26 protein-coding genes are annotated in these 26237 nt (G+C 68.5%); 10 read left to right on the forward strand and 16 right to left on the reverse strand.

Features of this window, described 5'->3' with window-relative positions:
- Nucleotides 1-213: 213 nt before the first annotated feature.
- Together V9L21_RS11020 and V9L21_RS11025 are read left to right on the forward strand one after the other, a co-directional pair.
- Nucleotides 214-774, forward strand: a complete 561-nt coding sequence (locus V9L21_RS11020; RefSeq protein ID WP_337311758.1) for a sigma-70 family RNA polymerase sigma factor — start codon at nt 214-216, stop codon at nt 772-774.
- Nucleotides 771-1433 carry a ChrR family anti-sigma-E factor gene (locus V9L21_RS11025; RefSeq protein WP_337311760.1) on the forward strand — a complete coding sequence of 221 codons (663 nt, stop codon included), beginning with the start codon at nt 771-773 and terminating at the stop codon, nt 1431-1433. Before V9L21_RS11020 ends, V9L21_RS11025 begins: the two co-directional genes overlap by 4 nt.
- A gap of 24 nt (nt 1434-1457) precedes the next feature.
- Here the strand turns inward: V9L21_RS11025 and V9L21_RS11030 are convergent, their stop codons facing one another.
- The 5 genes from V9L21_RS11030 to V9L21_RS11050 are packed head-to-tail and all read right to left on the reverse strand — an operon-like array spanning nt 1458 to nt 4935.
- Nucleotides 1458-1868 carry a DUF2177 family protein gene (locus V9L21_RS11030; protein ID WP_337311762.1) on the reverse strand — a complete coding sequence of 137 codons (411 nt, stop codon included), beginning with the start codon at nt 1866-1868 and terminating at the stop codon, nt 1458-1460.
- A 38-nt stretch (nt 1869-1906) separates the two neighbouring features.
- Nucleotides 1907-2548 carry a DUF6134 family protein gene (locus tag V9L21_RS11035; protein WP_337311764.1) on the reverse strand — a complete coding sequence of 214 codons (642 nt, stop codon included), beginning with the start codon at nt 2546-2548 and terminating at the stop codon, nt 1907-1909.
- The gene (locus V9L21_RS11040; protein ID WP_337311766.1) at nt 2545-3351 is read right to left on the reverse strand and encodes a DUF1295 domain-containing protein; all 807 of its coding nucleotides are present in this window, start codon (nt 3349-3351) and stop codon (nt 2545-2547) included. The genes V9L21_RS11035 and V9L21_RS11040 overlap by 4 nt, the downstream gene beginning before the upstream one ends.
- Nucleotides 3344-3895: a DUF2878 domain-containing protein gene (locus V9L21_RS11045; RefSeq protein WP_337311768.1), complete on the reverse strand. Its 552-nt coding sequence runs from the start codon at nt 3893-3895 to the stop codon at nt 3344-3346. The genes V9L21_RS11040 and V9L21_RS11045 overlap by 8 nt, the downstream gene beginning before the upstream one ends.
- Nucleotides 3892-4935, reverse strand: a complete 1044-nt coding sequence (locus tag V9L21_RS11050; RefSeq protein WP_337311770.1) for an SAM-dependent methyltransferase — start codon at nt 4933-4935, stop codon at nt 3892-3894. Before V9L21_RS11050 ends, V9L21_RS11045 begins: the two co-directional genes overlap by 4 nt.
- Nucleotides 4936-5044: 109 nt before the next feature.
- On the opposite strand from V9L21_RS11050, the gene V9L21_RS11055 reads away from it, so the two are divergent.
- Nucleotides 5045-6067 carry a LysR family transcriptional regulator gene (locus tag V9L21_RS11055; protein WP_337311772.1) on the forward strand — a complete coding sequence of 341 codons (1023 nt, stop codon included), beginning with the start codon at nt 5045-5047 and terminating at the stop codon, nt 6065-6067.
- A 57-nt stretch (nt 6068-6124) separates the two neighbouring features.
- Nucleotides 6125-6610: a GNAT family N-acetyltransferase gene (locus V9L21_RS11060; protein WP_337311774.1), complete on the forward strand. Its 486-nt coding sequence runs from the start codon at nt 6125-6127 to the stop codon at nt 6608-6610.
- Between the two features lie 11 nt (nt 6611-6621).
- Here V9L21_RS11060 and V9L21_RS11065 read toward each other — a convergent pair whose 3' ends face one another.
- Nucleotides 6622-6966 (reverse strand): hypothetical protein, encoded by a 345-nt coding sequence (locus tag V9L21_RS11065; protein ID WP_337311776.1) that lies wholly within the window; start codon nt 6964-6966, stop codon nt 6622-6624.
- A gap of 263 nt (nt 6967-7229) precedes the next feature.
- Here V9L21_RS11065 and V9L21_RS11070 point away from each other — a divergent pair, with 263 nt between their 5' ends.
- The gene (locus V9L21_RS11070) at nt 7230-10472 is read left to right on the forward strand and encodes an autotransporter outer membrane beta-barrel domain-containing protein (protein WP_337311777.1); all 3243 of its coding nucleotides are present in this window, start codon (nt 7230-7232) and stop codon (nt 10470-10472) included.
- Nucleotides 10473-10507: 35 nt separating this feature from the next.
- Here the strand turns inward: V9L21_RS11070 and V9L21_RS11075 are convergent, their stop codons facing one another.
- Together V9L21_RS11075 and V9L21_RS11080 are read right to left on the reverse strand one after the other, a co-directional pair.
- Nucleotides 10508-11182 (reverse strand): FABP family protein, encoded by a 675-nt coding sequence (locus V9L21_RS11075; RefSeq protein WP_337311778.1) that lies wholly within the window; start codon nt 11180-11182, stop codon nt 10508-10510.
- Between the two features lie 49 nt (nt 11183-11231).
- A complete protein-coding gene (locus V9L21_RS11080) occupies nt 11232-12542 on the reverse strand; it encodes a hemolysin family protein (RefSeq protein WP_337311779.1) in 1311 nt (436 codons plus the stop codon).
- Between the two features lie 23 nt (nt 12543-12565).
- On the opposite strand from V9L21_RS11080, the gene V9L21_RS11085 reads away from it, so the two are divergent.
- Nucleotides 12566-13408 (forward strand): symmetrical bis(5'-nucleosyl)-tetraphosphatase, encoded by an 843-nt coding sequence (locus V9L21_RS11085; RefSeq protein WP_337311780.1) that lies wholly within the window; start codon nt 12566-12568, stop codon nt 13406-13408.
- A 13-nt stretch (nt 13409-13421) separates the two neighbouring features.
- Here the strand turns inward: V9L21_RS11085 and V9L21_RS11090 are convergent, their stop codons facing one another.
- The 8 genes from V9L21_RS11090 to V9L21_RS11125 form a co-directional block, all read right to left on the reverse strand.
- Nucleotides 13422-14408, reverse strand: coding sequence for an ABC transporter substrate-binding protein (locus V9L21_RS11090; protein ID WP_337311782.1), 987 nt, complete (start codon nt 14406-14408; stop codon nt 13422-13424).
- Nucleotides 14409-14443: 35 nt separating this feature from the next.
- Nucleotides 14444-15607, reverse strand: a complete 1164-nt coding sequence (locus tag V9L21_RS11095; RefSeq protein WP_337311784.1) for a c-type cytochrome — start codon at nt 15605-15607, stop codon at nt 14444-14446.
- 1 nt (nt 15608) lies between these two features.
- Nucleotides 15609-16403, reverse strand: a complete 795-nt coding sequence (locus V9L21_RS11100; protein ID WP_337311786.1) for an ABC transporter ATP-binding protein — start codon at nt 16401-16403, stop codon at nt 15609-15611.
- Complete coding sequence (locus V9L21_RS11105; RefSeq protein WP_337311788.1) at nt 16397-17479, reverse strand: ABC transporter permease; 1083 nt, start codon at nt 17477-17479, stop codon at nt 16397-16399. The genes V9L21_RS11100 and V9L21_RS11105 overlap by 7 nt, the downstream gene beginning before the upstream one ends.
- Complete coding sequence (locus tag V9L21_RS11110; RefSeq protein WP_337311791.1) at nt 17476-18477, reverse strand: ABC transporter substrate-binding protein; 1002 nt, start codon at nt 18475-18477, stop codon at nt 17476-17478. Before V9L21_RS11110 ends, V9L21_RS11105 begins: the two co-directional genes overlap by 4 nt.
- 25 nt (nt 18478-18502) lie before the next feature.
- Nucleotides 18503-19327 carry a class II aldolase/adducin family protein gene (locus V9L21_RS11115; RefSeq protein ID WP_337311792.1) on the reverse strand — a complete coding sequence of 275 codons (825 nt, stop codon included), beginning with the start codon at nt 19325-19327 and terminating at the stop codon, nt 18503-18505.
- A gap of 147 nt (nt 19328-19474) precedes the next feature.
- Entirely contained in the window at nt 19475-20584 is a 1110-nt protein-coding gene (locus V9L21_RS11120) for an LLM class flavin-dependent oxidoreductase (RefSeq protein WP_337311794.1), read from the reverse strand.
- Nucleotides 20585-20619: 35 nt separating this feature from the next.
- Complete coding sequence (locus V9L21_RS11125) at nt 20620-21624, reverse strand: ABC transporter substrate-binding protein (protein ID WP_337311796.1); 1005 nt, start codon at nt 21622-21624, stop codon at nt 20620-20622.
- 109 nt (nt 21625-21733) lie between these two features.
- On the opposite strand from V9L21_RS11125, the gene V9L21_RS11130 reads away from it, so the two are divergent.
- Genes V9L21_RS11130 through V9L21_RS11145 form a run of 4 tightly spaced genes read left to right on the forward strand, consistent with a single transcriptional unit; the run spans nt 21734 to nt 26200 of the window.
- Nucleotides 21734-22978 carry an acyl-CoA dehydrogenase family protein gene (locus tag V9L21_RS11130; protein ID WP_337311798.1) on the forward strand — a complete coding sequence of 415 codons (1245 nt, stop codon included), beginning with the start codon at nt 21734-21736 and terminating at the stop codon, nt 22976-22978.
- The gene (locus V9L21_RS11135; protein WP_337311799.1) at nt 22975-23958 is read left to right on the forward strand and encodes an ABC transporter substrate-binding protein; all 984 of its coding nucleotides are present in this window, start codon (nt 22975-22977) and stop codon (nt 23956-23958) included. Before V9L21_RS11130 ends, V9L21_RS11135 begins: the two co-directional genes overlap by 4 nt.
- A complete protein-coding gene (locus tag V9L21_RS11140; protein WP_337311801.1) occupies nt 23955-24575 on the forward strand; it encodes a cysteine dioxygenase in 621 nt (206 codons plus the stop codon). Before V9L21_RS11135 ends, V9L21_RS11140 begins: the two co-directional genes overlap by 4 nt.
- Entirely contained in the window at nt 24572-26200 is a 1629-nt protein-coding gene (locus V9L21_RS11145; RefSeq protein WP_337311803.1) for a rhodanese-related sulfurtransferase, read from the forward strand. Before V9L21_RS11140 ends, V9L21_RS11145 begins: the two co-directional genes overlap by 4 nt.
- Nucleotides 26201-26237 lie beyond the last annotated feature (37 nt).

The raw sequence follows: 26237 nt of genomic DNA on the forward strand, positions 1-26237 counted from the left end.
GGGCTCCGGAAAAGAAAGATGTGCCAACTTGTACGCGGCCCGGGCCGGTTTGGATTTGCCCCTATTACAAAGAACCGCTGTGATCTAATGCCGCCGGCGGTGCGTAAGAGCAGCATGAACACCGTCCGACAAACCACGGCACCGGTCTCCTCGCGCGTTCGACCGCGAGCGCCTTGGCTGTCGATCGTGACACTGCATCAAGGCCGGGACGCGATGCCGACAAGCGAAGAACTCAACAACCTGGCCCAGGCAGTGGCCCGCAACGGCGACCGGCAAGCCTTTGCCGCGCTGTTCAAGCATTTCGCGCCGCGCGTAAAGTCTTACCTGATACGGCTCGGCACCTCCGAAGGGCTGGCCGAGGAACTGGCCCAGGAAGCCATGGTGAGCGTCTGGCGCAAGGCGCCGAGCTTCGACCCCGCCATTGCCAATGTTTCGACCTGGATCTTCACCATTGCGCGCAACCTGCGGGTGGACCATTTCAGGCGCATTGGCAACCGCACGGCCGACGCGGAGGAGCTCGATGGCGACGACATGCCCGACACGCTTCCCCAGCCTGACGAACTTTTGCTGACGCGGCAGCGCGAAGCCGGCGTGCGCGCGGCCATGGCGCAATTGCCAGACGAACAGGCGCAGGTGCTGCGCCTTTCCTTTTACGAGGAGCAACCGCACTCGCAGATTGCAAAGGCGCTGGGCCTTCCGCTCGGCACCGTCAAGTCGCGCGTGCGCCTGGCCGTTCGCCATTTGCGGCGGCTGCTCGATGGACTCGAACCATGACGACGATTCAACATCACCCAGACGACGAGTTGCTGCTGGCCCATGCGGCGGGCAGCCTTGACCGCGGCCATTCGGTGGTCGTTGCCAGCCATGTCGAGAACTGCGCGCATTGCCGCGAACGCATGCGCGTGTTCGAGGCCGTGGGCGGCGCGCTGCTGGACGAACTGCCGCCCGCAACCATGGCACCCGATGCGCTCGCGCGCACGATGGCGGCCATCGACACCCCGCCCGCACCACGCGCCCTGCCGGTGCCGGTACCGGCTCCGCATCCCGTGCTTCCGCCCGGCATGACTTGGCCGCGCTCGCTTACGGGATGCCCCGCCACGCGCTGGCGCTGGCTGGGGCCGGGCATGCGCTGGAGCCGCGTGACCTTGCCCGACGATCCGGCGGCCAATGTGTTTCTGCTGCGCATTGGCGCGGGCAAGAACCTGCCGATGCACACGCACAGCGACTCCGAACTTACGCAGGTGCTCTACGGCACCTTCCACGACGGACGCGCGCTGTTCGGCCCGGGCGATTTCGACGAGGCGGACGGCAGCTTTCACCATCAGCCGGTGGTGCAGGCGGGCGGCGAATGCATCTGCCTTGCCTCGGTGCGCGGCCGGGTGCTTTTCAACGGCGTGGTGGCGCGCACCCTGGGCGCGCTGGTCGGCATGTAGCAGCCGCGCGTCAGCGGCTAGCGGCTAGCGGCTAGCCGCCAGCACCACCTTGGCTGCCACGGCCGCCGAAACGGCGGTGACGAAAGTGCCCCAGCACAGGTCGGCGATGGTCACGGTCCATGACCAGTCTTTCAGCGTGGCCTGGTTGGTCAGGTCGTAGGTGGCGTAGGCCATGAGCCCGAGCAGCGCGCCAAGGCCCAGCGATGTGAGCCAGCGCCCGCTGCCGAGCGCGGGCGACACGGCAAACACCACCACGCCCGCCAGGTAAATGGCATAGAACGCGGCGGCCGGCCCCAGCGAAAAACGCTCCAGCATCAAGTGGCCGAGCGCCGGCCGATAGAGCCGGTCGGCCATGACGGTCAGCCAGATGGCATCGAGCACCAAAAAGACCACGGCCGACGCCGCATAGGCGATGGCGAATTGCCGGATGGACATGAATGTTCCCTTGTTGGTTTGGATGAAAGACCGTCGCATCACTTCAGCCGATAGACCAGTTTGCGCCCACCGTCGACCATCGAGTCGAGTCCGACCCATTCGCCCTGCGCCGAATACCAGACGTCGATGGGCCGCGCCGGTCCGTCGATGCGCCAGCGCGTTGCCGCCACCTGCCGGCCGCGCACCTCGACCGTGCCGCCGCCGGCGCGGCTGACCTGCACGCTCTCGCTGCGGCCGGTCTGCGCATTGAGCAGGCGCGGCTGGCGCTGGATGGCGGGGTTCCAGTAGGCAAAGCTCATGACGCAGCCCTTGAGCGCCTGGCGGCCCGCGTCGGTGACGACAGCAAGCCCGTCGCCTTCGACCTCGGTTCGCACGCGGCTGGCCTTGCCGTCGTCGTCGGTCGTGGCGGTCAATTCGCTGAGGCAATCGCCGCGCCATTTCTCGACAGCGCGATGGCGATAGCGGTAGACCGTGAGCCCCAATAACTTGACGGTAAAGCTCGCCTCGCTCACCACGCTGCGCGCGTCTTCGGTGCCGCCAATGCTGAAGCGATGCTCGCCGATGGGCTTGTCGTCGAGAAACACGCTGAAGGTCGAGTCGCTTGCCGGCGCGGCTGCTGCCGACGAAACCGCAAGCGCGCAGGCAAGGCACGCCGCCGCGCGGTAGCGGGCCGTTTTCATCGAGGCTCCCCACGCCGAGGACCGGGCACGAAGGCGTTGGTGCGCGCGATGTAGTCGCGGTAGGCCGGGCGCCGTTCGGCGATGTCTTTCTCGAGCAGGCTCACGCCGGACACCTTCAAGAGAAGCACCGTCATGAGCACCGGAGACACGGCGACCCACGCGCCGCCCCACCCGACTCCAGCGATGGCCATGAGCCACAACCCCCACCAGACGCAGGCCTCCCCAAAGTAGTTGGGATGCCGCGTGTAGCGCCAGAGGCCACGGTCCATCACCTGCCCCTTGTTTGCCGCATCAGCCTTGAAGCGCGCCATCTGCGCGTCGCCGATGCTCTCGAACGCAACGCCGAACAGCGCCAGCGCAATGCCTGCGGCATCGAGCATGTTCAGCTCGCGCCCCGCCGACATGCCGGCCAGGAAAGGGGCAGAGACAATCCACGCCAGCACGGCCTGCAGGCCGAACACCAGGTAGAGGCTCTTGAACCCGAAGTTCGGTTGATTGCGTTCGCGGATCTGCCGGTAGCGCCGGTCTTCGCCATGCCCCCAGTTGCGCCAGCTGATGAAAGCGCTGAGCCGCAATGCCCACACGGCTGCGATCAGCAGCATGCAAAGCCCGCGCGGCACCGCTTGCGGCGGCAGCAGAAAAAAGTACATCACCGCCGCGGCCAGGATGCACAGCGACCAGACGCGATCCATCAGGCTGGCGTCGCGCCGTGCCAGGCTGGCGAGCCAGGTTGCGAATGCCAGCACGGCGGTGCCCGTGAGTCCGGCCAGGGCCACGGCCACGAGGCTTGGGTTCTCACCCATGGCTCACCTGCGGAACGCCGACGCCGTCGAAGCGAATCGAAAGCCGCATCAGCACCGGCATGAGCACCGCCCAGACCACTGCCAGCGTGAGCAGCGCGGGCTCCGGATGCACAAACTCGGCGCCGCCAAGCCGCACGCCCGAGGCAAACGACAGCGGGCCGGCAACGGCGCCGAGCACGCATGCCAGCCACGGGCGCGCGCGCAGCCACCGCATCGTCACGTTCAGCGCAATGGCAAGCAGCCCCCAGAGCGCCACCAGCCAGTAAGGGGCCAGGTACGGCACGGGCTGCCCCGACGGATAGACCACGTGGCCCTGCAGGACGACGGCCGTCTCGATGACGAACCCCACGGCGCAAGCCACCGCCACGAGCCGCGCTTCGCGCGCCGGCCGGGCCGAAACGAGAAGATGCCACCCAACGGCAGCCGCGACACAGGCCGCACCTGCGAGCGGCAACTGGTGCGCCGCGCCCAGCACCGCCGCAAACCATGCCAGCTGGAACACGACCAGGTTTGCCAGCTGAATGGCGCGCGTGGGCCGGCTCATGTGCGCCGCTCGAAAAGATAGTGGCTCACCCACCACCGCTGCCCGCTCTCGTAGCCGAAGAGCTCGGCCACCGACATGAAGAAGAGCCGCCAGCGCATCCACCACAGTTCGGCATCGGCGCCGTAGGTTCTTCTGAAGAGCGGAAACAGCATCATGCGGCGCCCGTCCATGTTGGCGAGCCAGGCTTCGGCGGTGCGCTGGTAGTGGGTGCCGTCCCAGCGCCATTGCTGCAGCACCCGCAAATCGTCCTGGCAGCGCAGCGCCAGGCTGTCGCACGGCATCATGCCGCCCGAGAAAAAATGGCGGCTCATCCAGTCGCTCGCATCGCGTTCCTCGAAGGCGTAGGGCGCATCGCGATGCGCAAACACATGCATGAAGAAGCGGCCCTCGGGCCGCAGCCACCGCGCCACGTTGGCAAAGGCGCGCGGCCAGTTGCGCAGGTGCTCGAACATCTCGACCGAGACGATGCGGTCGAACCGGTCGGCCGTGTAGAACTCGTTGAAGTCGCGCGTGACGACGCGAACGTTGTGCAGCCCACGGCGCGTGGCCTCCACCTCGATGTATTCGCGCTGCGACTGCGAGTTGGACAGCGCCGTGATGCGGCTTGCGGGGTAGCGCTCGGCCATCCACAGCGTGAGCGAGCCCCAGCCGCAGCCGAGTTCGAGCACGTCCTGCCCGTCGCGCAGCCCCGCGCGCTCGCAGGTGGCCTCGAGCGCGGCCGATTCGGCCTGCATCAAGGTCTTTGCGCCTTCGGGCCAGAAGCAGCTGCTGTACTTGCGGTGATGCCCCAGCACGGCACCGAAGAAACCGGCCGGCACTTCGTAGTGCTGTTCGTTGGCTTTCTCGGGCAGGGGCGCCAGCGGTGCGGCGCTCATTTCACGCAGAAACATTTCGGTGAGCTCGGCGGTTTCTTCCGCAGCGCCGCCTTCGAGTTCGGCCAGCCTGGCCCTCAACAAGCGCCGGATGCCCATCCGCACGAGGGTGTCGGGCACCAGGCCCCGCTCGACCGAGCGAATGGCAGCTTCAGTGGTTTGCGGCATGCGCGTGAATCCTTGTTCGCGGCACCGGAAGGAGCCGCCTGCCGTGATACGCGGGATTCCGCCGGTTGGATCTGCAGCCGCGCGGGGAAACTGAAACAATGCAGCCACCATGGACGGCCTCGATCTCATCAAAACATTCCGCGAAGTGGCGTTCCGGCGCAGCTTCTCCCGTGCAGCCATTTCGCTGGGCATGTCGAAAGCCACGGTCAGCCGCTATGTGGCCGAGCTCGAGGAGCGCAGCGGCGTGCGGCTGCTCAACCGCTCCACCCGTTCGCTGAGCCTGACGGATGCGGGGCAGGTGCTGCTCGACCGCAGCGCCGAGCTGGTGGCCATGGCCGAGAACACGCTGAACGACCTGCAGGCCCACGGCTCGCATCCGCGCGGGCGCCTGCGCATGAGCGCGCCGCACGGGCTGATTGCGGGCTGGCTGTCCGACGTGATTGCCGAATTCATCAAGCTCTACCCAGAGGTGTATGTGAGCCTGGTGTTCACCAACAGCGAGATCGACCTGATCGAGGAAGGCATCGACATTCACCTGACAGGCGGGCGCATCGACGACATGAACCTGATCGTGCGGCGGCTGGTGCCGTTCGACATGGTGGTGTGCGCAAGCCCCGGCTATTGGGCGCAGCGCGGCATTCCCAAGGTGCCCGAAGACCTGGCCCGCCACGACGTGCTGAGCTATTCGGCAAAGCCCACCACCCACCTGCCTTTCGAGACCAAGGGCAAGCCGGTCGAAGTGCAGGTGCACAGCCGCATGGAAGCCAACGACGCCGTTGCGCTCATCGAGCTGGCGCTGCGCGGCGCGGGCGTGGCCTATGTGCCCGAGCCGCTGGCGCAGTCGCACCTGGAGCGCGGCGCCCTTGTGCCGGTGCTGCGCGAGCACATGCCGAAGGACCATTGGCTTTACGCGGCCTATTCGCAGCGCCGGCACAACAGCGCCGCCATGCGCGCGATGCTCGACTTTCTCGAGCTGTCGATGGGGCCGGCCGGCGAGCCGCCGGTGCTGCCGCCCATTCCGCCGCTGACGGCGGTGGTGCCGACCGCATGCAATCTTTCGGTGCCGGGCAAGGCCCGAAAGAACAAGTCGCCGGCCGAAGAAGAAATGCTGAACCCTTTCTTCGGACGCTGAGCCGGCTGCAGTCGTGTTGCAATCGCATGTTTTCAATGTGCAGGCAGCCGACGACGCATGACTACGACCTCTTCCTCCTCAGCTTCTTCTTCCCTTTTGGTTCGCCCTCCGGTGCCGGAAGACTACGCCGGCTGGAAGCCGCTATGGGACGGCTACAACGCCTTCTACGAGCGCGAGGGCCCCACGGCACTGCCCGACGAGATCACGCGGGTCACGTGGCAGCGCTTCTTCGACCCGTATGAGCCGATGCATGCGCTGGTGGCCGAGCGCGACGGCCAGCTGGTGGGGCTGACGCACTACCTGTTTCACCGCAGCACCACGCGCATCGAGCCGAACTGCTACCTGCAAGACCTGTTCACGCTGCCTTCGGAACGCGGCCGCGGCGTCGGGCGCCAGCTGATCGAAGGCGTGTACGCGCACGTGAAGCGCGTGGGCGCGCACCGCGTGTACTGGCAGACGCACGTCACCAACACCGCGGGGCGCATGCTCTACGACAAGATGGCCTCGCACGACGGGTTCATCGTGTACGGCACGCTCGTCTGATCGCCTGAAAGTCAGTACTTGATGGTGACGCCGGCTTTCACGCCGTTGTTGTTCTTGCCGTCGCTCAGCACGCCGCCCGTGAGCGACACATTGCCGCCCGTGCTCGCACCCAGCGAGTAGGTCGGCCGCGGCGTGGAGGTGTCGGTGCCTATGTAGGTGCCGCTGCCGTCGGGCCGCTCCACGCCGATGGTCGCGCCCTTGGTGTAGGCCGAGGTTTCGGTGGAATTGACGTTCGGCGCCACGTAGACGGTGCCCTTGTCGTCGCTGTCGACCGGCACCCTTACGGGCTCCGCCGTTGCGGTTACGGCCGCGCACCAGGCGGCCACGCTCACGCTTGCAAAGATCCATTTGCTCATGACCCGATCCTGCGGGCTCGGCGGCGCCGTGCCTGTAGGACGAGAGGCAGGACTGCCCGCATCGGCAGGCGATTTGTCATGGTTCGCACCAGCACGCGCGGGGCGTTTGTCTCCCCGGAAAAGGGGCGCACCGCTCATGTCCGGATGTGACGCAATTTTTACATTGGCTCCACGGCAAAGAGAACGCTTGCAGTCCGATCCGGGCGCCAGGCGATGCCTCCGTTGGCAGGTCAGCGGGGGAACACGCCGCCAAAGGTAGAGCCATGAACAGAATTTTTCGAACCCTCTGGAATCCGTCGCTCGGCACATGGGTGGCGGCACCCGAAATCTCGCGCGGCCATACCCGGCCAAGCCGCGACGGCGGCGGCGGCAGTGTCGAAGAACGCAGCCGCGCAGGCCCAATGCCCGACCTCCGCCTGCACGCCATCGCGCTGTCCGTGCTGTTGCTGGGCGCAGCCCTGGCCCTGCCCGCGGGCGCCGCCGGCGGCACCGGCGGCCAGCCCGTGGGCGAGACCACCCTGCACGCCGGCGACGGCGGCAGCGACGGCCAGGGCGGCAGCGGCGGGCTCAACGACACGACGGTCAACGCCCATGGCGGCGACGGCGGCGCCTCCACCGAAGCCGGCCCCAGCGACGGCAGCGCCGCCGACATCGGCAGCTTCGCCGGCGCCACCCCGGGCGCGGGCGGTGCGGCCGGCGCCGCCACCACCGAGGTCTCGCCCGGCGTGTGGCAGGGCGACGCGGGCGGCGCCGGCCAGTCCCAGACCGGCGACCTCGGCGGCGGCAACGGCTATGGCGGTGGCGGCGGCGGCGGCCAGATCGGCAATGCCATGAGCCCCGCCACCACCGCGGCCACCTTCTCCGCCACCGGCGGGGCGGGCGGCAACGGCGGCAACGGCTACTGGGCCGCGGGCGGCGGTGGCGCGGGCGGCCATGGCGCCACGCTGCTCGACCCGCTGGCCGATGTGACTGCCATCGGCGTCTTCACCGGCGGCGCCGGTGGCGCGGGCGGCGATGCCTTTTCCCAGGCCGGCGGCGGCGGCAGCGGCGGCAGCGGGCTGTGGCTGCGCACGGCCACCCCAGGGCTCACGCTGACCCACGGCGGCACCTCGGCGGGCGGCGCCGGCGGCGCGGGCGGCTCTGAACTGTTGCCGGCGCGCAGCAACGCCGCGGGCGGCGGCGGCGGGGCCGGCGGGGCCGGCCTCACGCTGGCGGGCAGCACGGCACTGACAGTGATCAACACCGGCCAGCTCCTGGGCGGCGCCGGGGGCGCGGGCGGTGCCGGCGGCGGCGGGGTGGGCGGCACCGGCACGCCGGGCAACGGCGGCGACGGCGGGGCCGGGCTGGCCTCGGTCGGTGCGGGGGTCGCGGGCAGCGTGATCGTCAACAGCGGCACCATCGCCGGCGGGTCGGGCGGATTGGGCGGCGCCAGCAGCAACGGCGGGCCCGCGGGCCTGCCCGGTGCCGGCGGCGCCGGGGTGACGGGCGCCGACCTGGACCTGCAGAACAGCGGCACCCTGGCCGGCGGGCTGGGCGGCGACGGCGTCACACGCGCGCCCGCGGTGGCCTTCACCGGCGGCAGCAGCAACCGCCTGCTGCTGAACGCGGGCGGCACGCTGCTCGGCGCGGTGGCGATCGACAGCGGCGCGGCGGCACGCATCGTGGCCGGCGCCAACGGATTGGACCTCGGCAATGCGCTGCTGCTGGGCGGCACGGGCACCATCGACAGCAACGGCCACGGGCTGGGCTGGTCGGGCCCGATCTCGGGCGCGGGCGAACTGGTGAAGGTGGGCGCGGGCACCTTGACCCTGAGCGGGGCGAACACGTACACGGGCGCCACGCGGGTGGCGGCAGGCAGCCTGCGCGCGGGGGCGGCGGGCACCTTCAGCAGCGCGAGCGCGTTCACGGTGGACGCGGGGGCGGTGCTGGACCTGGCGGGCCACAGCCAGACGATTGCGGGCATGGCCAGCGCGGGCACGGTGTCGCTGCTGAGCGGCTCGCCGGGGGCGACGCTGACGGTGCAGGGGCCCTGGGTGGGCAATGGCGGCACGCTGCGCCTGGGCACGGCGCTGGGGGGCAGCGGCAGCCTGAGCGACCGGCTGATCCTGAGCGGCTGCACGGCAATTGCCAGCGGCACGACGAACATCCAGGTGACGAACCTGGGCGGGCTGGGGGCGCTGACGGTGGGCAGCGGCATCGAGGTGGTGACGGCGATGAACGGGGCCACGACGACGGCGCAGACCACGCGCGATGCGTTCCGCCTGGCCGGCGGGCACGTGGATGCGGGGGCGTACGAGTACCGGCTGCATGCGGGGGATGCTTCGGGGGCGGGGGAGAACTGGTATTTGCGGTCCGGCATCATCGTTGCGCCGCCACCGCCTCCCCCTCCTCCGCCGCCGCCTCCGGCACCCTCGCCATCGCCATCGCCATCGCCATCGCCATCGCCTGCACCGGCACCAGCGCCTGCACCAGACGACGGCAGCCCGCTGAGCGATGACGGCGCCTCTCCCAGCGCGCCGGCGGGCATTACCGTGCCCACCTACCGCGCCGAGGTACCGCTCTACGCTGCGCTGCCAGAGCAGTTCCGCCAGTCCAACCTGGCCATGGTGGGCAACCTTCACCAGCGCGTGGGCGACGAGAACGCGGGCGGGGCCGGCATAGCCGCGCCCAACCAGGGCCTCCGCCAAGGCTGGGCCCGCATCATCAGCATGGACCGCACCACGAGCCAGGGCGGCACCGTCAGCCCCACCAGCGAAGGACGCCTCACGGGCTTCCAGGCCGGCAACGACCTGTGGGCCGATCCGAACTGGCGCGTCGGCATCTACGTCGGCCAGCTCGAGGGCGACGTGCGCGTGAGCGGCTTTGCGCGCGGCGTGCCGGGCTATGCGGCCGGCTCCAACGACCTGCGCAGCCAGTACCTGGGCGCCTATGCCACCTGGAAGAACGACGGCGGCCTGTACGTTGACGGCGTGCTGCAGGCCGGACGCCACCGCTACACCGCGGCAACGGACCTGGGCGCCTCCAGCTCGGGCAAGGGCCGCAGCCTGCTGGCCTCCATCGAGGTGGGCCAGGCCTTCCGCATTTCGCCGGAGTGGATCGTCGAGCCGCAGCTGCAACTGGTGCACCAGCGCGTGAGCCTGGACGACACCGGCATCGTCGGCGCCGTGGTGCAGCAGGACAGCCACAGCGGCTGGCTGGTGCGCGCCGGCGTGCGCATCAAGGGCGAGATGACCACCGCCGCCGGGCCGCTTCAACCGTATGCGCGGCTCAACCTTTACCGCAGCAGCAGCGGCACCGACGTGACCCGCTTCACAGGGCCCGCGGGCTACACCGACATTGCAACCCGCACCGGCGGCACGAGCACCGAACTGGCGGCCGGCGCCACGTTGCGCCTGACCCAGAACATGAGCCTGTACGGAGAGCTGGGCAAGTACTGGGCTTCGGGCGGCGGGGCGCGCACGAAGAGCGGCCTGAACGGCAGCGTGGGCGTGAAGATCCGCTGGTAGGGCTTGCCGACGCTCTCTGGGCCGCTACTGGGCCGCTACTGCCTTGGCGAGACCACCACCGCCGCGGGCGCGTCGGGCATGGCCAGCGGGTTGAGCCCGGGCTCAGCCACCCGCGTGAGCGTGTTGCGGTCGGTGTGATGAAAAGGCTCGGCCCGCCCCTGGATCTGCATCACGGTGTCCTGGTCGTAAGACCAGGTGCCGTCGGCGTTGATGGTGACCGTGATGTTCCACGCCAGCGTGGTGAAGGCCTCTTCAATGAACGGGTTGGACACGATGCCGTTCACCAGGCTGCCACGCTCGGCACTGAGCGTAAAGCGCGTGTCGTCCGCCTTGGCGTGGCCGCTCGCCATGGCCACCTGGCCGCGCGGAATGGCCAGCGTGTGCATCACCGTGCCGGTGGCCGGCTCCCAGAGCCAGTAGCCCACCTGGTCGTGGTACATCTTGGTGAGGCCGGGCTTGTGGATGTAGGTGTGGTAGCGCAGGCCGTACAGCAGCTGGGGGCCGTTGGTCTGCGGATCGATGGGTTGCAGCTCGTAGCGCTCGACGTAGACCTGCGTCTTGGGGCCTTCGCGCTTGGGCTTCACGTCCACGCCGCGGCTGCCCTCCCAAATGCCGGCCATGGCGCGCAGCGGCCCCAGGTTGGCAAGGGTGTCGGGGTCGGCATTCGGCTCGGTGTAGATGTCTTCGGTCATGGTGGGGCTGGCGATCATGCGATCGCTGGGTGGGGTCTTATTGAAATTCTGATAAAGCGGGCAGGCGCTAGTCGCCGTGCGCGGCCGACTTGTCGGGCGCGGCCAGCACGCGGTCGATGCGGCGGCCCTCGAGCGCGGCAATTTCGAAGCGCCAGCCCACGCATTCGATCACCTCGCCGGCCTTGGGCAGATGGCCCGAAACAGCCATCAGCAAACCTGCAACGGTGTTGTAGCGCCCGCGCTCTTCGTCGGGCAGCTCGCGAATGCCGAGCCGCGCGCGCAGCTCAGAAACAGGCATCAGCCCGTCGAGCTCCCACACGCCATCGGGCCGCTCGCGCGCCCAGGCGTCGGTAAGGGTGCCGGGCTGCAGCTCGCCGGTGATGGCTTCGAGCATGTCGCGCGGCGTCATGAGGCCCTGCACCACGCCGTATTCGTCGACCACGAACACCAGCCGGCCGCCGCGTTCGCGGAACTGCTCGAGCAGTTCCATGCCGGTAAGGGTTTCGGGCACGAACACCGCCGGAGCGGCCTCTTGCCCGAGCACGCCGGCGTGCTCGGTGCCCAGCCGCAGCAGATGCGCCACGCTGATCACGCCGACCACGTCGTCGAGCGAATTGCGACACACCGGATACCACGAATGCACGATGTTGAGCGCGCCCGCGTCGGCCACCTTCTTCAGCGCTTGCTCCACGGTGTCCGATGCGTCGAGCCATTCGATGTCGGCGCGCGGGATCATCAGCGACGACAGGCGCCGGTCGTCCAGGTGGAACACGTTGCGCACCATCTGGTGCTCGTGCTGCTCGATCACGCCGGCGTCCACGCCCTCTTCCAGGCTGGCCGAGATTTCTTCCTCGGTCATGGAACGGGCGGCGTTGGCGTCGATGCGCAGCAGCTTCAGCACGGTGGCCGTGGCGCCCGCCAGCAACCACACGAAAGGCTTGGCACCCTTGGCCAGCCCGCGCATCGGGCGCGACACCCAGCGCGCGACGGGCTCGGGGTAGAGCTGGCCGATGCGCTTGGGCACCAGCTCGCCGAAGATGATGGTGAAGAAAGTGATGCCGGTCACAACCACCGCGGTGGAAACCACGCTGGCCGTGCCGCGGCCCATGCCGAGGTTTTCCATCCAGAGCGCGAGCGGCGCGGCAAAGGCGGCCTCGCCCACGATACCGCTGAGCATGCCGATCGACGTGATGCCGATCTGCACGGTAGAGAGGAAGTGGGTGGGTTCCTCCATCAACCGGAGCGCGGCTTCCGCGCCGGTATCTCCCGTCTCGGCCAGCGCGGCAAGGCGCGCGCGCCGGCTGGTTGAAAGGGCCATTTCGGACATTGCGAACAACGCATTCAGCGAGGTCAGCAAGGCCAGCAGGAGAACATCCATGAACAGGGGGTGAAAATAAGGAAATGGCACTTTACTTGATCGGCGACATCCAAGGCTGCGACGACGCCCTCCAGAAACTGCTCGACAAGATCGGTTTTTCTCCCAGCCGCGACACCGTCGTGCTGCTCGGCGACCTGGTCAACCGCGGCCCCGATTCAGCCGCGGTGCTGCGCCGCGTGCAGGGCTACGGCGCCTCCGCGCTGAGCCTGCTCGGCAACCACGACCTGCACCTGCTGGGCGTGGCGCACGGCGCCCGCAAGCCCAGCCGCAAGGACACGCTGGCCGGCCTGCTCGAGGCGCCCGACAGCGAAGCCATGCTCGAATGGGTGCGCCAGCAGCACATGGCGCTGCACATGCAAATTGACGGCGGCGACCTGCTCATGGTGCATGCGGGCGTGCTGCCGCAGTGGACGGTGGGCGACACGCTGGTGCTGGCGGCCGAAGTCGAATCGGTGCTGCGCGGGCCGGCGCTGGGCGAATTCCTGCTCACCATGTACGGCAACGAGCCGGCGCAGTGGAGCGATTCGCTCACCGGCAGCGCGCGCTTGCGCGCCATCGTGAACGCGCTCACGCGCATGCGCTTCTGCTCGGCCGATGGCGTGATGGAGTTCGAGAGCAAGGACGGCGCCGCCACCGCGCCCCAAGGCTTCATGCCCTGGTTCGACGTGCCCGGCCGCAAGACCGCGGATGCCACCGTTGCGTTCGGCCACTGGTCCACGCTGGGCTGGCTTTCGCGGCCCGACCTGCTTTCGACCGACACCGGCTGCGTCTGGGGCGGCTGCCTGAGCGCGGTGCGCATCGGCGCCACGCTGGATGAGCGCGAGCTGATCCAGGTGACGTGCGAGCAGGCGCAGAAGCCGGGCTGACCGACCCGCGCGGCTAGGCGCCCGCGGCAGTCGCCACACCAAAGCCGGTGTCGAAGGTGCTCTTCACATCGAGCGGCTGCTTGATGAGCCCCACCTGCCGGTAGAAATCCGCCGTGCCCTGCTGGTCGGCAATGACTTGCGCATCGATCGCTATCCACTTCTGCCGGCGGCGCTCGAACTGCAGCTTGGCCGCCTCGGGTGGAATGCCGATGATGCGCGCGAGTGCGGCCGAGTAGGCATCGACGTTGCGGTACGACCAGAGCTGCGCCTTCACCACGCGCTGCAAGAAGTCTTGCAGCACCGGGCGCTTGGCGGCAATGGCGGCATCGGTCGCCGCCAGGTAGCTGAGCCCCGGCAGCAGCCCGCGCCCGCTGACGAGCACGCGCGCATGCTGGCTGACCTCCGCCATTGCGGTGTAGGGCTCCCAGGTGGCCCATGCATCGACAGAGCCCTGCGTGAGCGCGAGCTTGGCGTCGGCAGGCGCAAGAAAGCGGATGTTCACCTCTTCGGGCTTGAGGCCGGCTGCGGTAATCGCCTTGAGCGTGATGTAGTGGCCGATGGAGCCGCGGTTGGTCGCAATGCTCTTGCCCTTGAGATCGGCCGCGGTCTTGAGCGGCGAATCGGGCCGCACCAGCACTGCGGTGCCGTAGGAATCGGAGCGGTTGGCACCAATGGCCTTGACGCGCGTGCCCGCGGCAAGCGCAAAGATGAGCGGCGCATCGCCGATGGGGCCGGAATCGACTGCGGCAGCGTTCAGCGCCTCCGCCAGCGGCGCGGCCGCGGGGAACTCGGACCACTGGATGTCGTAGCCCAAGCCCTCAAGGCCGTTGGCCGCTTCAAGCAATGCACGCAGACCGCCCTTCTGGTCGCCGGCCTTGAGTACCGGGCGACCCTGTGCATTGGCTTGGAACGAGATGGCGGGCAAGCTGATGGCTGCGGCGGCAGCGAGGCTGTGCGTCAGCAGCCGCCGGCGCGATCGGTCGAGGTGTGATGAGTTCATGGGTTCTCCGTGTTCGTTGCAGATAAGAAAATCGGTCAGTGAATGAAGCCGCCCTTGACGAAGCGCACCGGCTCTGCGTCCATGCGGGCGATCAGCGCGCCCAGTCCATCGGCGGAAGAAGCGACGCCCTGCCCCGCCAAGGCCGACGCGCGTTCGCTGCGGCAGACCAGGTCGTCGTCGGACCAGCCCGCGTTGCCGGGCTCGCCACGCACGCGCAGCCAACCGTCGCGGTCGGCGATGAACTGCGTACCGGCAAGGCGGTCGGTTCCGGTGATCAAAGCCAGCGCCTCCCATGCGGCGGCGGACTGCGCCACGCAATCGGCAGCGGCGCTCGATGCCATTGATGAGGGCGGCACGAGCAGCACCGTCACGAGCCGCGGATCTTCAGCCGGCGCTGCATTGCCGGCAACGATGCGCACGCGCTGCCCACGCCAGCTTGCGAGCGACCGCGCAGGCTGCGAGCCGCAACGCACCGCCATGTCGGGCAGGCCGATGGGCTGCGGCCAACTGCCGAGCGCGCGCAGGCTCTGGCCCGCGCCCAGCGCCTTCATGTAGTCGATGAGCGCCCAGGCATCGGGCTCGTCGATCTTCGCGCCGAAGCCAGGCATCGTCGCCCGGCCATGCTGCGCATCGCGCGTGCCGTGAAGAATGCGCCAGAGCAGATCGCCGTCGGCACGCCGCCACAGCAAGGGGCCGCTCAGGTTCGGCGGCCACACCGCCAGAGAGGCCGCCAGCGGACCTTCGCCCCTGCCATCCGCACCGTGGCACGCGACGCAGTTCTGTTCGTAGAGCGCGCGGCCCTTGGCGATGGAAGCGGCCGTGAAACCGGTCGGCGATGCCTGGAAACTCGTGGGCGTTGCCGGCACCAGCACCACGTGCGCCGCTGGCCATGGCGCGGCGATCAGCAGCATCGGCACCACCGCCAGAAAGTAGATGCGCGGGCGTCGCCACAGCAATGCGAGCAGCAGCGCAAGCAGTGCCAAGGCAACAAAGACCAGCGTCCACGCGAGGCTGCGCGCCTGCCCCAGGTCGATCAGCAGGTTTTCGCCCGAGAGGCGATGCGACCACGGCCAGGCCGGATGGCCGTGCACCTGCTCCGCAAGCCCTAGCGCATCGAGCGCGCGCAGCAACTTCAGTTGCGCACCTTGCAGCAGGCCGATCAGCAGGTTGAGCCAATCGGCCTCGGGCGTGCTGTTCATCTCACCAGGTGGCGTCGAGCCCCAGGTGCCTGAGCGCTTCGTGCCGCAGTTCTGCCAAGCGTGCATGGCCGCGGTGGCGCGGATACGGCAGGTCGACCACGATCTCGGCCGCAACGCGCGCCGGCCGGTCGCTGAGCACGATCACGCGGTTGGCAAGGAACAGCGCCTCTTCCACGTCGTGCGTGACCAGCAGTGCCGAAAAGCCCGCGCGCTGCCACAGGTTGACGAGCTCGCTCTGCATTGCAATGCGCGTGAGCGAATCGAGCTTGCCGAGCGGCTCGTCGAGCACCAGCAGTTGCGGATCATTGACCAGCGCGCGTGCCAATGCCACGCGCTGCGCCATGCCGCCCGAGAGCTGGTGTGGAAAGACCTTTGCAAAGTCGCTGAGGCCCACGAGCTTGAGGGCTTCATCGACCCGCCCGCGCTGCGCCTTGAGCACGCCGCGCGCCTGCAGCCCGAGCGCCACGTTGTCCCACACGCTGCGCCAGGGGTAGAGCGTCGGGTCCTGGAACACGACGATGCGCGACGGGTCGGGCCGCGTGATGGGCGCATCGTCTTGCGTGATGCGTCCGGCCGTGGCGGGCTCGAGCCCGGCCACCAGCCGCAGCAAGGTCGACTTGCCGCAACCGCTCGGACCCAGCAGCGCGACAAACTCGCCGGGCTTGACGGTGAGGTCGATGTCGTCGAGCACCTGCAACGGCCCCGCGGGCACATCGAACCAATGGCTTACGCCGCGAATGTCGATGTGCGCGCCGGCCTGGCGCACAACGGCTTCTGCAACAACGGCGGCTACCATTTGACGGTTCCCTTCTGCCACGACAGCACACGGTCACGCACCTTGAACAGCAGCGTGATCAGGCCCGAGCACAGCACGGCCATCACGATCAGCGCGGCGTACATGTTCGAGTACGAAGCCCAGCCCTGCGCCCACGAAAGATAGAAGCCGAGCCCGGCCTTCACGCCCATCATCTCGGCCGTGACGAGCACCGAGAACGCGGCACCAAGCCCCATGAAAAGGCCCACGAACACCTGCGGCAGAGCCGCCGGAATGGCCACCCGCAGCACCAGGAAGCGCTCGCTCGCGCCCATGGTGCGCGCCACGTCGTAATAGTTGCGGTTGACGCCCGTCACGCCGGACCAGGTGAGCACCGCCACCGGAAAGCCCGTGGCCAGCGCAATCAGGAACACCGCGGCCGCATAGCTCGACGGAAAGAAGAAGAACGCAAGCGGCAGCAGCGCCGAAGCCGGCACCGGCCCCAGGAAGCGCAGCACCGGATGCACCCAGTAGCCCGCTATGCGCGACCAGCCGATGGTCACGCCCGTGAGAAAGCCCGCGAGCGCGCCCAGCACAAAGCCGTGCGCCAGCAGCCGCGCCGAGTGCAGCAGGCTTTCGCCGAGCCGGCGCCAGTCGTCGATGTAGGTTTCGACCAGGCTTTGCGGCGGCGCGAAGAACGGTGTGGGGAGCAGCGCGAGCTTGGCCGTGGCGATCTCCCAGATGGCGAAGAGCACGGGCAGCGCAACCAGCCAGGGGCCGGCGGGCCGGAGCAGGCGTGCGACCCGGCCGGCGCGCGTCCCAAGCAATGCGACGGCAACGAGCAGCGCACCGACTGCAATGCCGGCGATGCCGAACTCGTCGGTATAAGCCCAGTCGCTGAAGCCCACGGCCTGGTTCGGCCAGTAGATGGTGAGCAGGCCAAGCGCAAGCCATGTCACAGCGGCGGCGAAGCCGATGCGCCATGTGGGCAGGGCTGCTTGAATGCGGGGCGATGTCGATGCGGGAGCAGGTGCGCGTTCGGGCGTCGCTGCCCCCACCCTGGCCCTCCCACGGAAGGGGAGGGAATCGAAGCCCAATGCGGGGTCGGGGGTGCTCATGCGAGGGGATCGAAAGAGACGTGCTCGGCAAAGCGCACCGGGTCGGTGGTCTTCTTGAGCACGCCGACGCCGCGGAAATCGCGCGCATAGAACTCCACCTCGTCGCGCAGGTTCTTGCCGAGCGGATGATGGCTGTGGGTGAGCGTGCCGAGCAGCGCGCGCAGGTCTTCCACCGGCACCTTGGGCGAATACTTGGCGAAGAGCTTGGCCGATTCGTTGGGGTTCTCGGCCACGTAGTCCGACGCCTGCGCGATGGCCCGCACGAGCGCAGCGACGGTCGGCTTGTCCTTGCGCACCAGCTCGCCGCGCGCGCCGACGATGCAGCAGACCTTGTCCTTGTATTCGCCGGAGAGGTTGCTCGCAATCTCCACGAAAGCGCCCTTGTTGCGCTTCTCGATCAGGTAGACGTTCGGGTCGCCGTCGGCAATGGCGTGGATCTCGCCCTTCTGCACGGCAATGTCGAGCAGGTCGGCCGGGTACTGGCGCCAGGTCACGTCCCTGTCGGCATCGATGCCGTTCTTCGCAAGCAATATGGAGAAGAAGTTCTTGCCCGGGCTCGCGATGTCCGACACGCCGATGATCTTGCCCTTGAGGCTTGCAAGGCTGGTCGCGCCCGCGCTCTTCGCACCCACCAGCCGCACGCAGCCGCCATGCGAGCTGCCGACGATCTTCACGTCGAAGCCCGACTCCAGCGGTTTGAGCCAGCGGTGGATCATGCCAACCGCCGCATCGGCCTTGGCCGTTGCCAGCGATTCCAGCAGTTGGTCGGTCGATCCGGTGTAGTTGATCAGGTCCACCTGCAGGCCGTTGCGCTCGAAGTAGCCGCGCTCTTGCGCCACCACCACGGGCGAAAGGCAGAACGCGGCGGCGTTCCAGGCAAAGGTGAGCTTGCGCGCCTGCTGCGAAAACGCCTGCGAGGCGATCAGCCCGCCCGAAGCGACCACGGCGGCGGCACCGCCGGCGCGCAAGACGCTGCGGCGTGAAAGGGATGCGGTCATCGAGAACTCCGTTGGTTTTTTATCTTCAGCCCAGCAGCTCGGGTTCCGCTTCGACGAGGCCTTGATAAAGGCTGTCGAAGGAATGGATGGCCCCCTCCGGGCCGCCGATCTGGCTGTGGGTGTGACGCGCCGTGGCTTCGTCGATGGGCTGCGGCTTGCCGGCGGCTTCGGCCAGCAGTTGCGTGTGGCAGGCGTTGTCGAGCGCGATGTACCACCACGCAGCAGACTCCACCGTGGGGCCCGCCGTCAGGATGCCGTGGTTCTTGAGAATGGCGCCCTTCTTGTCGCCCAGTGCCTGTGCAATGCGGTCGCCCTCGCTGGTGTCGACCACCATGCCGGTGAAGTCGTCGAACAGCGCCACGTCTTCGTGGAAAACGCAGCTGTCTTGCGTGAGGGTGTCCAGCTTGCGGCCCAGCGTGGACCACGCCTTGCCGTAGGTCGAATGGGTGTGGGCCGCGGCAACGATCTTCGGGTTGTGCTCGTGGATGGCGGCGTGAATGGCAAAGGCGGCCTTGTTGAGCGGCCTGTCGCCGATCACGGTCTCGCCTTTCGAGTTGACCAGCAGCAGGTCGGACACCTTGATGCGCGAGAAATGAATGCCCAGCGGGTTGACCCAGAAGTGATCGGTGAGCTCCGGATCGCGCGCGGTGATGTGGCCCGCAAGGCCCTGCGCAAAGCCGAAGCGCGCGAACAAGCGGAAGGCACCTGCCAGGCGTTCCTGCCGGTGGCGGCGCTCGGCCTGCACGCTGGTGCGCGGCGGGATGGGGTCGAACCAGTATTTTTGCTGCGGGTTCGGGTTGCGCCGCAGCGCGAAGCCGGCGTCCCAGTCGATCGACAGAACTGCACTCATAAAAGATTTCCTCGTGTTGGGTATTGCTCCTTCACCCTCTGGGGGAAGGCTGGGATGGGGGCGGTCGGCGCTTGCAGGGCTGCGGCGTCGTGAAGGCCGTCAGCCCCCACCCCTGCCCTCCCCCAGAGGGGGAGGGAGAAAGTCAGGTCATGCGGCTTTGCGTTGAGACTGCAGGCGCTGGGCCACCAACTCGCGCGTGCGCGGAATCAGCTCGCGCCCATAGTCCGTCGCATCCTCCAGCGGATCGAAGCCGCGGATCAGGAAGGTGGTCACGCCCAGGTCGTAGTAGTCGAGCAGCGCATCGGCCACCTGCTCGGGCGTGCCGACGAGCGCCGTGCTGTTTGAGCGGCCGCCGATCTCCTGCGCCACCGCAGTCCACAACCGCTTGTCGAGCCGCGTGCCCTTCTCGGCCGCGGCCAGCAGGCGCTTGGCGCCTTCGCTCTGCTGCGGCCCTCCTCGGTTGTAGCCCTGCACCACGCGCAGGCGTTTCGTCTCGGCCAGGATGTTGTCCGCACGCGCCCATGCGGCCTCTTCAGTCTCCGCCAGGATCGGCCGGAACGACACCGAGAAGCCCACGTTGCGCCCATGCTTCGCAGCTTCGGCGCGAACGCGCGTGGTGAGCTCGCGCGCCTGATCGAGCGATTCGCCCCACAGCGCATACACGTCGGCGTACTTGCCGGCCACGGGAATCGCAGCCTCCGAGGCTCCGCCAAAATACACCGGCACATGCGGCTTGCCGTTGTGCGTCTGCACCGGCTTCACTTCCGAGAATGCGTTCTGGAAGCGATAGTGCGCGCCCTCGTGGTCGAAGGGCTTCTCGCTGGTCCACACCTTGTGCAGCACCTCCAGGTATTCGTCGGTGCGCGCATAGCGCTGGTCATGGTCGAGCCAGTCGCCGTCGCGGCGCTGTTCCTCGTCGGAGCCGCCCGAGATGTAGTGCACGCCAAGCCGGCCGCCGCTGAACTGGTCGAGCGAGGCGAACTGCCGCGCAGCCAACGTGGGCGCGACGAAGCCGGGGCGATGCGCGAGCATGAAATGGATGCGCTCAGTGACCGAGGCGGCGTAGGCCACCGTCAGCGTGGCGTCGGGGCTGGTGGAATGGTGCGGCACCAGCACGCGGTCGAAGCCTGCGTGCTCGTGCGCCTGCGCAAAGGCGCGCACATAGTCGCGGTCGATCGCGGGGCCCTTGGCGGCATGGATCTCCGAGACCTTCTGGCCCTGGATCATGCCGATGAATTCAACGTCGTTCTGGCTCATGGTGTCCTCGTGTTTTCAGGTGGATGCGTGGTTGTTCAGGCGGCAGGCAGGCGCAGCACGCTTTCGAAGCTGCGGTCCCACAGGGGCTTCACGTCGGCGGGGCCGTCGAGCACGCCGATCTTCAGGAAGGTGTCGGCCACCTGCTGGTGGCTGCGCACCACGGCGTCGGTGACGGGGCCCAGGCTGTAGTCGCCGCTGCGGCCGTTAAAGAGCTCGACCAGGTCGCCGACGGGCACGCGCGTCTCGGCCGACTGCGCGCGCGCATAGGCCAGGAAGTTGCCGTTGATCCATGCGAAGGAGCGCTGCAGGCGCTGCAGCAGGTCGCTCAGTGCCGCACGGCGCAGCGCATCGTCCAGCGCGCGCGGGTTGGCGTAGATGGGAAAGTTGCCCGAGAGGTAACCCACGCCGGTCTTGATGGTGCGCGCGCCGTACTGCGTGCGCGCCAGCTGGCCGTTGTAGCCGTAGATGGCCCATGCATCGAGATCGCCGCGCGCAAAGGCCGACAGGCCATCCGCCGGCGTCAGGCTCACGGCCTGGATGTCGCTGAACGAGAGCCCCGCCTCGGCCAGTTGCCTGGCCAGGTAGTAGTGCGAAGTGGTGGCGCGCACATAGCCGACGCGCTTACCCTTGAAGTCGGCAATGCTGCGGATCGGCGAATCCTTGCGCGCCAGCGTGGCCTGATTGTTCAGGTCTTCATGCGTTACGGCGACCAGCTTCACGCTGGATTTCTGGCGCGCGGCGAACACCGGCGGAATTTCGCTGCCCGAGCCCAGGTCGAGCGCGTCGCCGTTGATGGCCTCGATGTGCAGCACGCCGTTGTTCAGCTCGCGCCAGTCGACCTTGTAGGGCGTATCGGCCTGGCCCGAGGCCGTGAGCAGCGGCCGCCACAGGCCCTTGTACGTGCCCACGCGCAGGGTCACGCCGGAAAGGTCGCGCGCCGGTGCCGCGGCCCGTGCAGTGCCGGTTGCTGCAGCCATGGCGCTCCAGGCTGCGGCGGCCTGCAGCAGGCGGCGCCTATCGAGTGGGAATTCAGGTTTCATGCCCCGGACCGTACCGGCGCACACGACAAAAGCGAACGCAGAAAAACGAGTTTGCATATGCGGGATGCGTCGTTTCCGCCGCGGCACGGGGCCGGTACTGTGCGCAACCATGAGTGCACTCCCCTTGCGCCGCCCGCCGGCCATCCATGAAGACCCCACGCCTACTGTCGCCCCGGCCGGAGTCGACACTGCCCTTCTCGCGCGCCTGTCGGCCCAGTTCGCCGCCACCGCGGCCGACCACGACCGGAGCGGCGCCTTTCCGCGCCAGAACTTCGAGGTGCTGCAATCGAACGGCTTCATCGGCCTGGTGGCGCCCGCGGCGTACGGCGGCGGCGGTGCCACGTTGGCAATGGCGCGTCGCGTGATTGCGGCCGTGGCACGCGGCGAACCCGCCACCGCGTTGATCCTGACGATGACCTACCTGCAGCACCATGCGCTCGCACGCAGCGACAGCCGCTGGCCACCGCACCTGCGCGAACGCGTGCTGCGCGACGCGGTAGAGCACGGCGCGCTCATCAATGCGCTGCGCGTGGAGCCCGCGCTCGGCTCGCCCGCGCGTGGCGGCCTTCCCGCAACTGTTGCCCGCCGCGACGGCAACGGCTGGAAGATCGACGGCCACAAGCTCTATACAACCGGCATCGAGGGGCTCTCCTGGCTTGCGGTATGGACACGCACCGACGAGGCCGCGCCGCGCACCGGCGTGTTCCTGGTGCCGCGCCATGCGCCCGGCGTGCGCGTGATCGCAAGCTGGGACCACCTGGGCCTGCGGGCCTCGGGCAGCCATGAAGTGGTGTTCGAGAACGTCGCCATCGACCTTGACCACGCGGTCGACCTGCGCGCTCCGGCCGACTGGGCGCCGGACGCGGGCAGCCAGACCGACATTGACTCGCATGCCACGCAGCAGGCCTGGATGACCGTGCTGCTCGGCAGCCTGTACGACGCGGTAGCGCAGGCCGCCAACAATTGGTTGACCGGCTTCCTGAACCGGCGCGCACCCGGCAGCCTGGGCGCACCGCTTGCGAGCCTGCCGCGCGTGCAGGAGCATGTGGGAGAAATTGCCGCGCTGCTGCGCACCAACCGCGTGCTGCTCGACGATGCGGCCCGCGCCGTCGACGAAGGCCACGCGCAGCCCGCCACCGAGAGCGGGCTGCTCAAGTACACCGTGACAGGCAACGCGGTGCGCGCAGTCGAAATCGCGCTGCAACTGAGCGGCAACCACGGCCTCGCACGGCAGAATCCGCTGGAGCGGCACCACCGCGACGTGCTGTGCAGCCGCATCCACACGCCGCAGAACGACGCCATATTGATTGCGGCGGGCGCGCGCGCACTGCAGTCCTCGGGAGCCGCCGCATGACCGACCTTCTCTTCTCCAGGGCTTCGCGCCGCAACTGGCTCAAGCAGGGCACCGCACTCGCACTGGCGGCTGCCGGCCCCATGCGCGCCTTTGCGCAGCAGCCGCAGATCACGCTGGTGCTCGGCGACCAGGCCGGAGGCCTGCGCGCCCTCTTCGAGGCATCGAAGGCGCTCGACGACGCGCCCTTCGCCTACCGCTGGGCCAACTTCCAGGGTGCCGCGCCGCTGTTCGAAGCGCAGCGCAGCGCGGCGGTGGACACCGCGGTGGCCGGCGACTTGCCGGTGCTTGCCGCGGCCGTCGGCCGCACGCCGCTGAAGATCGTCGCCACGCGCGTGGGCAAGGCGGATGCGCTGGGCATTGTGGTGCAGCCCGATTCACCCTTGCGCAACGTGGCCGACCTGCGCGGCAAGACGGTCATCGTTTCGTCCGCGCGCGGAAGCATCTCGCAATACCAGCTGTACGGCGCGCTCGAAGAAGCCGGCGTGCCGCGCAGCGAGGTCACGGTGAAGTTCGTGCTGCCCACCGATGCGGCCGCGGCCTTTGCTTCGAAACAGATCGATGCCTGGGCCGTGTTCGACCCCTACTACACCATCGCGCTGCAGCAAGGCGGGCGCATCTTGCGCGACGGGCGCGGCATCAACACGGCCCTGGGCTTCATCACCGCCAGCGAGCCTTCGCTGGCCGATCCGGCCAAGCGCATTGCCATCGTTCAGTTTCTCGACCGGCTGGCGCGTGCCGGCGAATGGGCGCTGGCCAACCCGGAGGCGTATGCGCAGGCCTACAGCAAGCTCACGCGGTTGCCGATCGAATCGGCGCGCATCATCACCGCGCGTGCCTCGGTCACGGGCCGGCCGGTGGCCGAAGCCGACATCGTCGCACTGCAGGCAGTGGCCGACCGCTCCGCGCGCGACGGCATCCTGCCGGTGCGCGTGGACGTGCGCGCCATCACCGATGCGCAGCTCTGGAAACGGCCGGCATGACGGCACCCGAGGTTGCCACCATCGCGCCGCTGCGCGAATTCGTCGGCGCGTTCGGCCGGCTGCTCGACAGCGCACCCGACGAGCCGCGCATTCTTTCCGAAGGTCGCACGCTGCTTCGCACACTGGTCGCGCGAGATGACTGGCTGCCCGATGCCTTCGCGCAACCCGACCCGGTGCACTACCGGCAGTTTCTGCTGCATGCCGACAGCACCGAACGCTTTTCGGTCGTGAGCTTCGTGTGGGGGCCGGGGCAAGCCACGCCGGTGCATGACCACACCGTGTGGGGCCTGATCGGCATGTTGCGCGGCGCCGAATACAGCCAGGGTTACGCGATTGGCGGTGACGGCCGGGCCCGGCCGCAGGGCGAGGCCGTGCGGCTCGACGCCGGCGATGTCGAAGCCGTGTCGCCCACCGTGGGCGACCTGCATCGCGTGCACAACGCGCACGATGACCGCGTCTCCATCAGCATTCACGTGTACGGCGCCAACATCGGCGCCGTGCAGCGTCATACTTACCCTGCAGAGGGCGGACGCAAGCCCTTCGTTTCAGGTTACTCCAATACGCTTCTTCCCAACCTGTGGGACCGCTCCGCCGAACTCCGATCGACATTCGCATGACAAGCACCACCGCCTTTCCCCTGCTGCCCTTTGCCGCCGTGCGCGCGCGCCTGCTTGCACGCGAAGAAGAAACCGCGCTGCTAGACGTGCGCGAGGAAGATCCCTTCGCGCAGGAGCATCCGCTGTGGGCCGCCAACCTGCCGCTCTCGCGCATCGAGATCGAGGCCTGGCGGCGCATTCCGCGGCGCAGCACCTTCATCGTGCTCTACGGTACGCACGACGGCATCGACCTGGCACCGCTCGCCGCACGAACGCTGGACGCGCTCGGCTACACGAACGTGCACCTGCTCGAAGGCGGCCTCGAAGGCTGGCGCGCGGCCGGCGGTGAGCTGTTTCGCGACGTGAACGTGCCGAGCAAGTCTTTCGGCGAACTTGTGGAGCACGAGCGGCACACGCCATCGCTTTCCGCGCCCGAAGTGAAGGCACTGGTCGAGGGCAAGGCCAACGTGGTGGTGCTCGACGCGCGCCGCTTCGACGAATACCAGACCATGAGCATTCCCTCGGCCACCAGCGTGCCCGGCGCGGAGCTGGTGCTGCGCGTGCGGGAGCTCGCGCCCGACCCCACCACGCAGGTGATCGTCAATTGCGCGGGCCGCACGCGCAGCATCATCGGCACGCAGTCGCTGGTGAACGCGGGCATTCCGAACCCGGTGGCCGCCCTGCGCAACGGCACCATCGGCTGGAAGCTCGCAGGGCAGGTGCTCGACCATGGCGCGAGCCGCCGCGCGCCCGGCGCGGTGTCCGATGCGCACCGCGCACAGGCCGAGGCCACTGCGCGCCGCGTGGCGGACAAGGCCGGCGTACGGCGCATCGCGCTCGACGCGCTGCACACGCTCGAAGCCCCTGAGCGCACGCTGTACCGCTTCGACGTGCGCACGCCCGAGGAATACGAGGCCGGCCACCTGCCCGGCTTTGCGAGCGCACCCGGCGGTCAGCTGGTGCAGGAAACCGATCACCAGGTGCCGGTGCGCGGCGCGCGCATCGTGCTGGCGGACGACGACGGCGTTCGCGCATCGATGAGCGCGTCGTGGCTCGCGCAGATGGGCTGGGAGGTGTATGTGCCCGATGCGGTGCCCGCGGCCTCGTCGTTCACCGAGACCGGGTCGCCTGCACCTGTCTATCCGCCCATCGCCGCCGCCGTCGCGGAGGTCGAGCCCAAGGCTCTGGCAGCGCTGATGGCACAGCCCGGCACCGCGGTGATAGACGTGACCACCAGCGCCAACTACGTGAAGCGGCACATTCCCGGCGCCTGGTATGCCATTCGCGCGCAGTTGCCGCAGGCCATAGGCACTGCAATTCCACCATCGCAGCGCTATGTGCTCACCTGCGGCAGCAGCCTGCTCGCGCGCTATGCCGCGGCCGACCTGCGCACCTTGCTCGATGCGCGCGGCCAGAGCGATGTGGAAGTGCTGGTGCTGGCGGGCGGCAACGCGGCGTGGTTTGCCGCGGGCCTGGAGGCCGAGTCAGGCGAGACGCGACTGGCCACGCCCCGCACCGACCGCTATCGCCGCCCCTACGAAGGCACGGATGCGCCCGCCGAAGCAATGCAGGCGTATCTGGATTGGGAATTCGGGCTGGTGGCACAACTGGCGCGCGACGGCACGCATCACTTTCACGTGATCTGACCATTTCGCACCGCCTATTGGCCCAAAGAAAAAAGCC

Source organism: Variovorax sp. CCNWLW235, from assembly GCF_037204085.1.
Lineage (GTDB): Bacteria > Pseudomonadota > Gammaproteobacteria > Burkholderiales > Burkholderiaceae_C > Variovorax.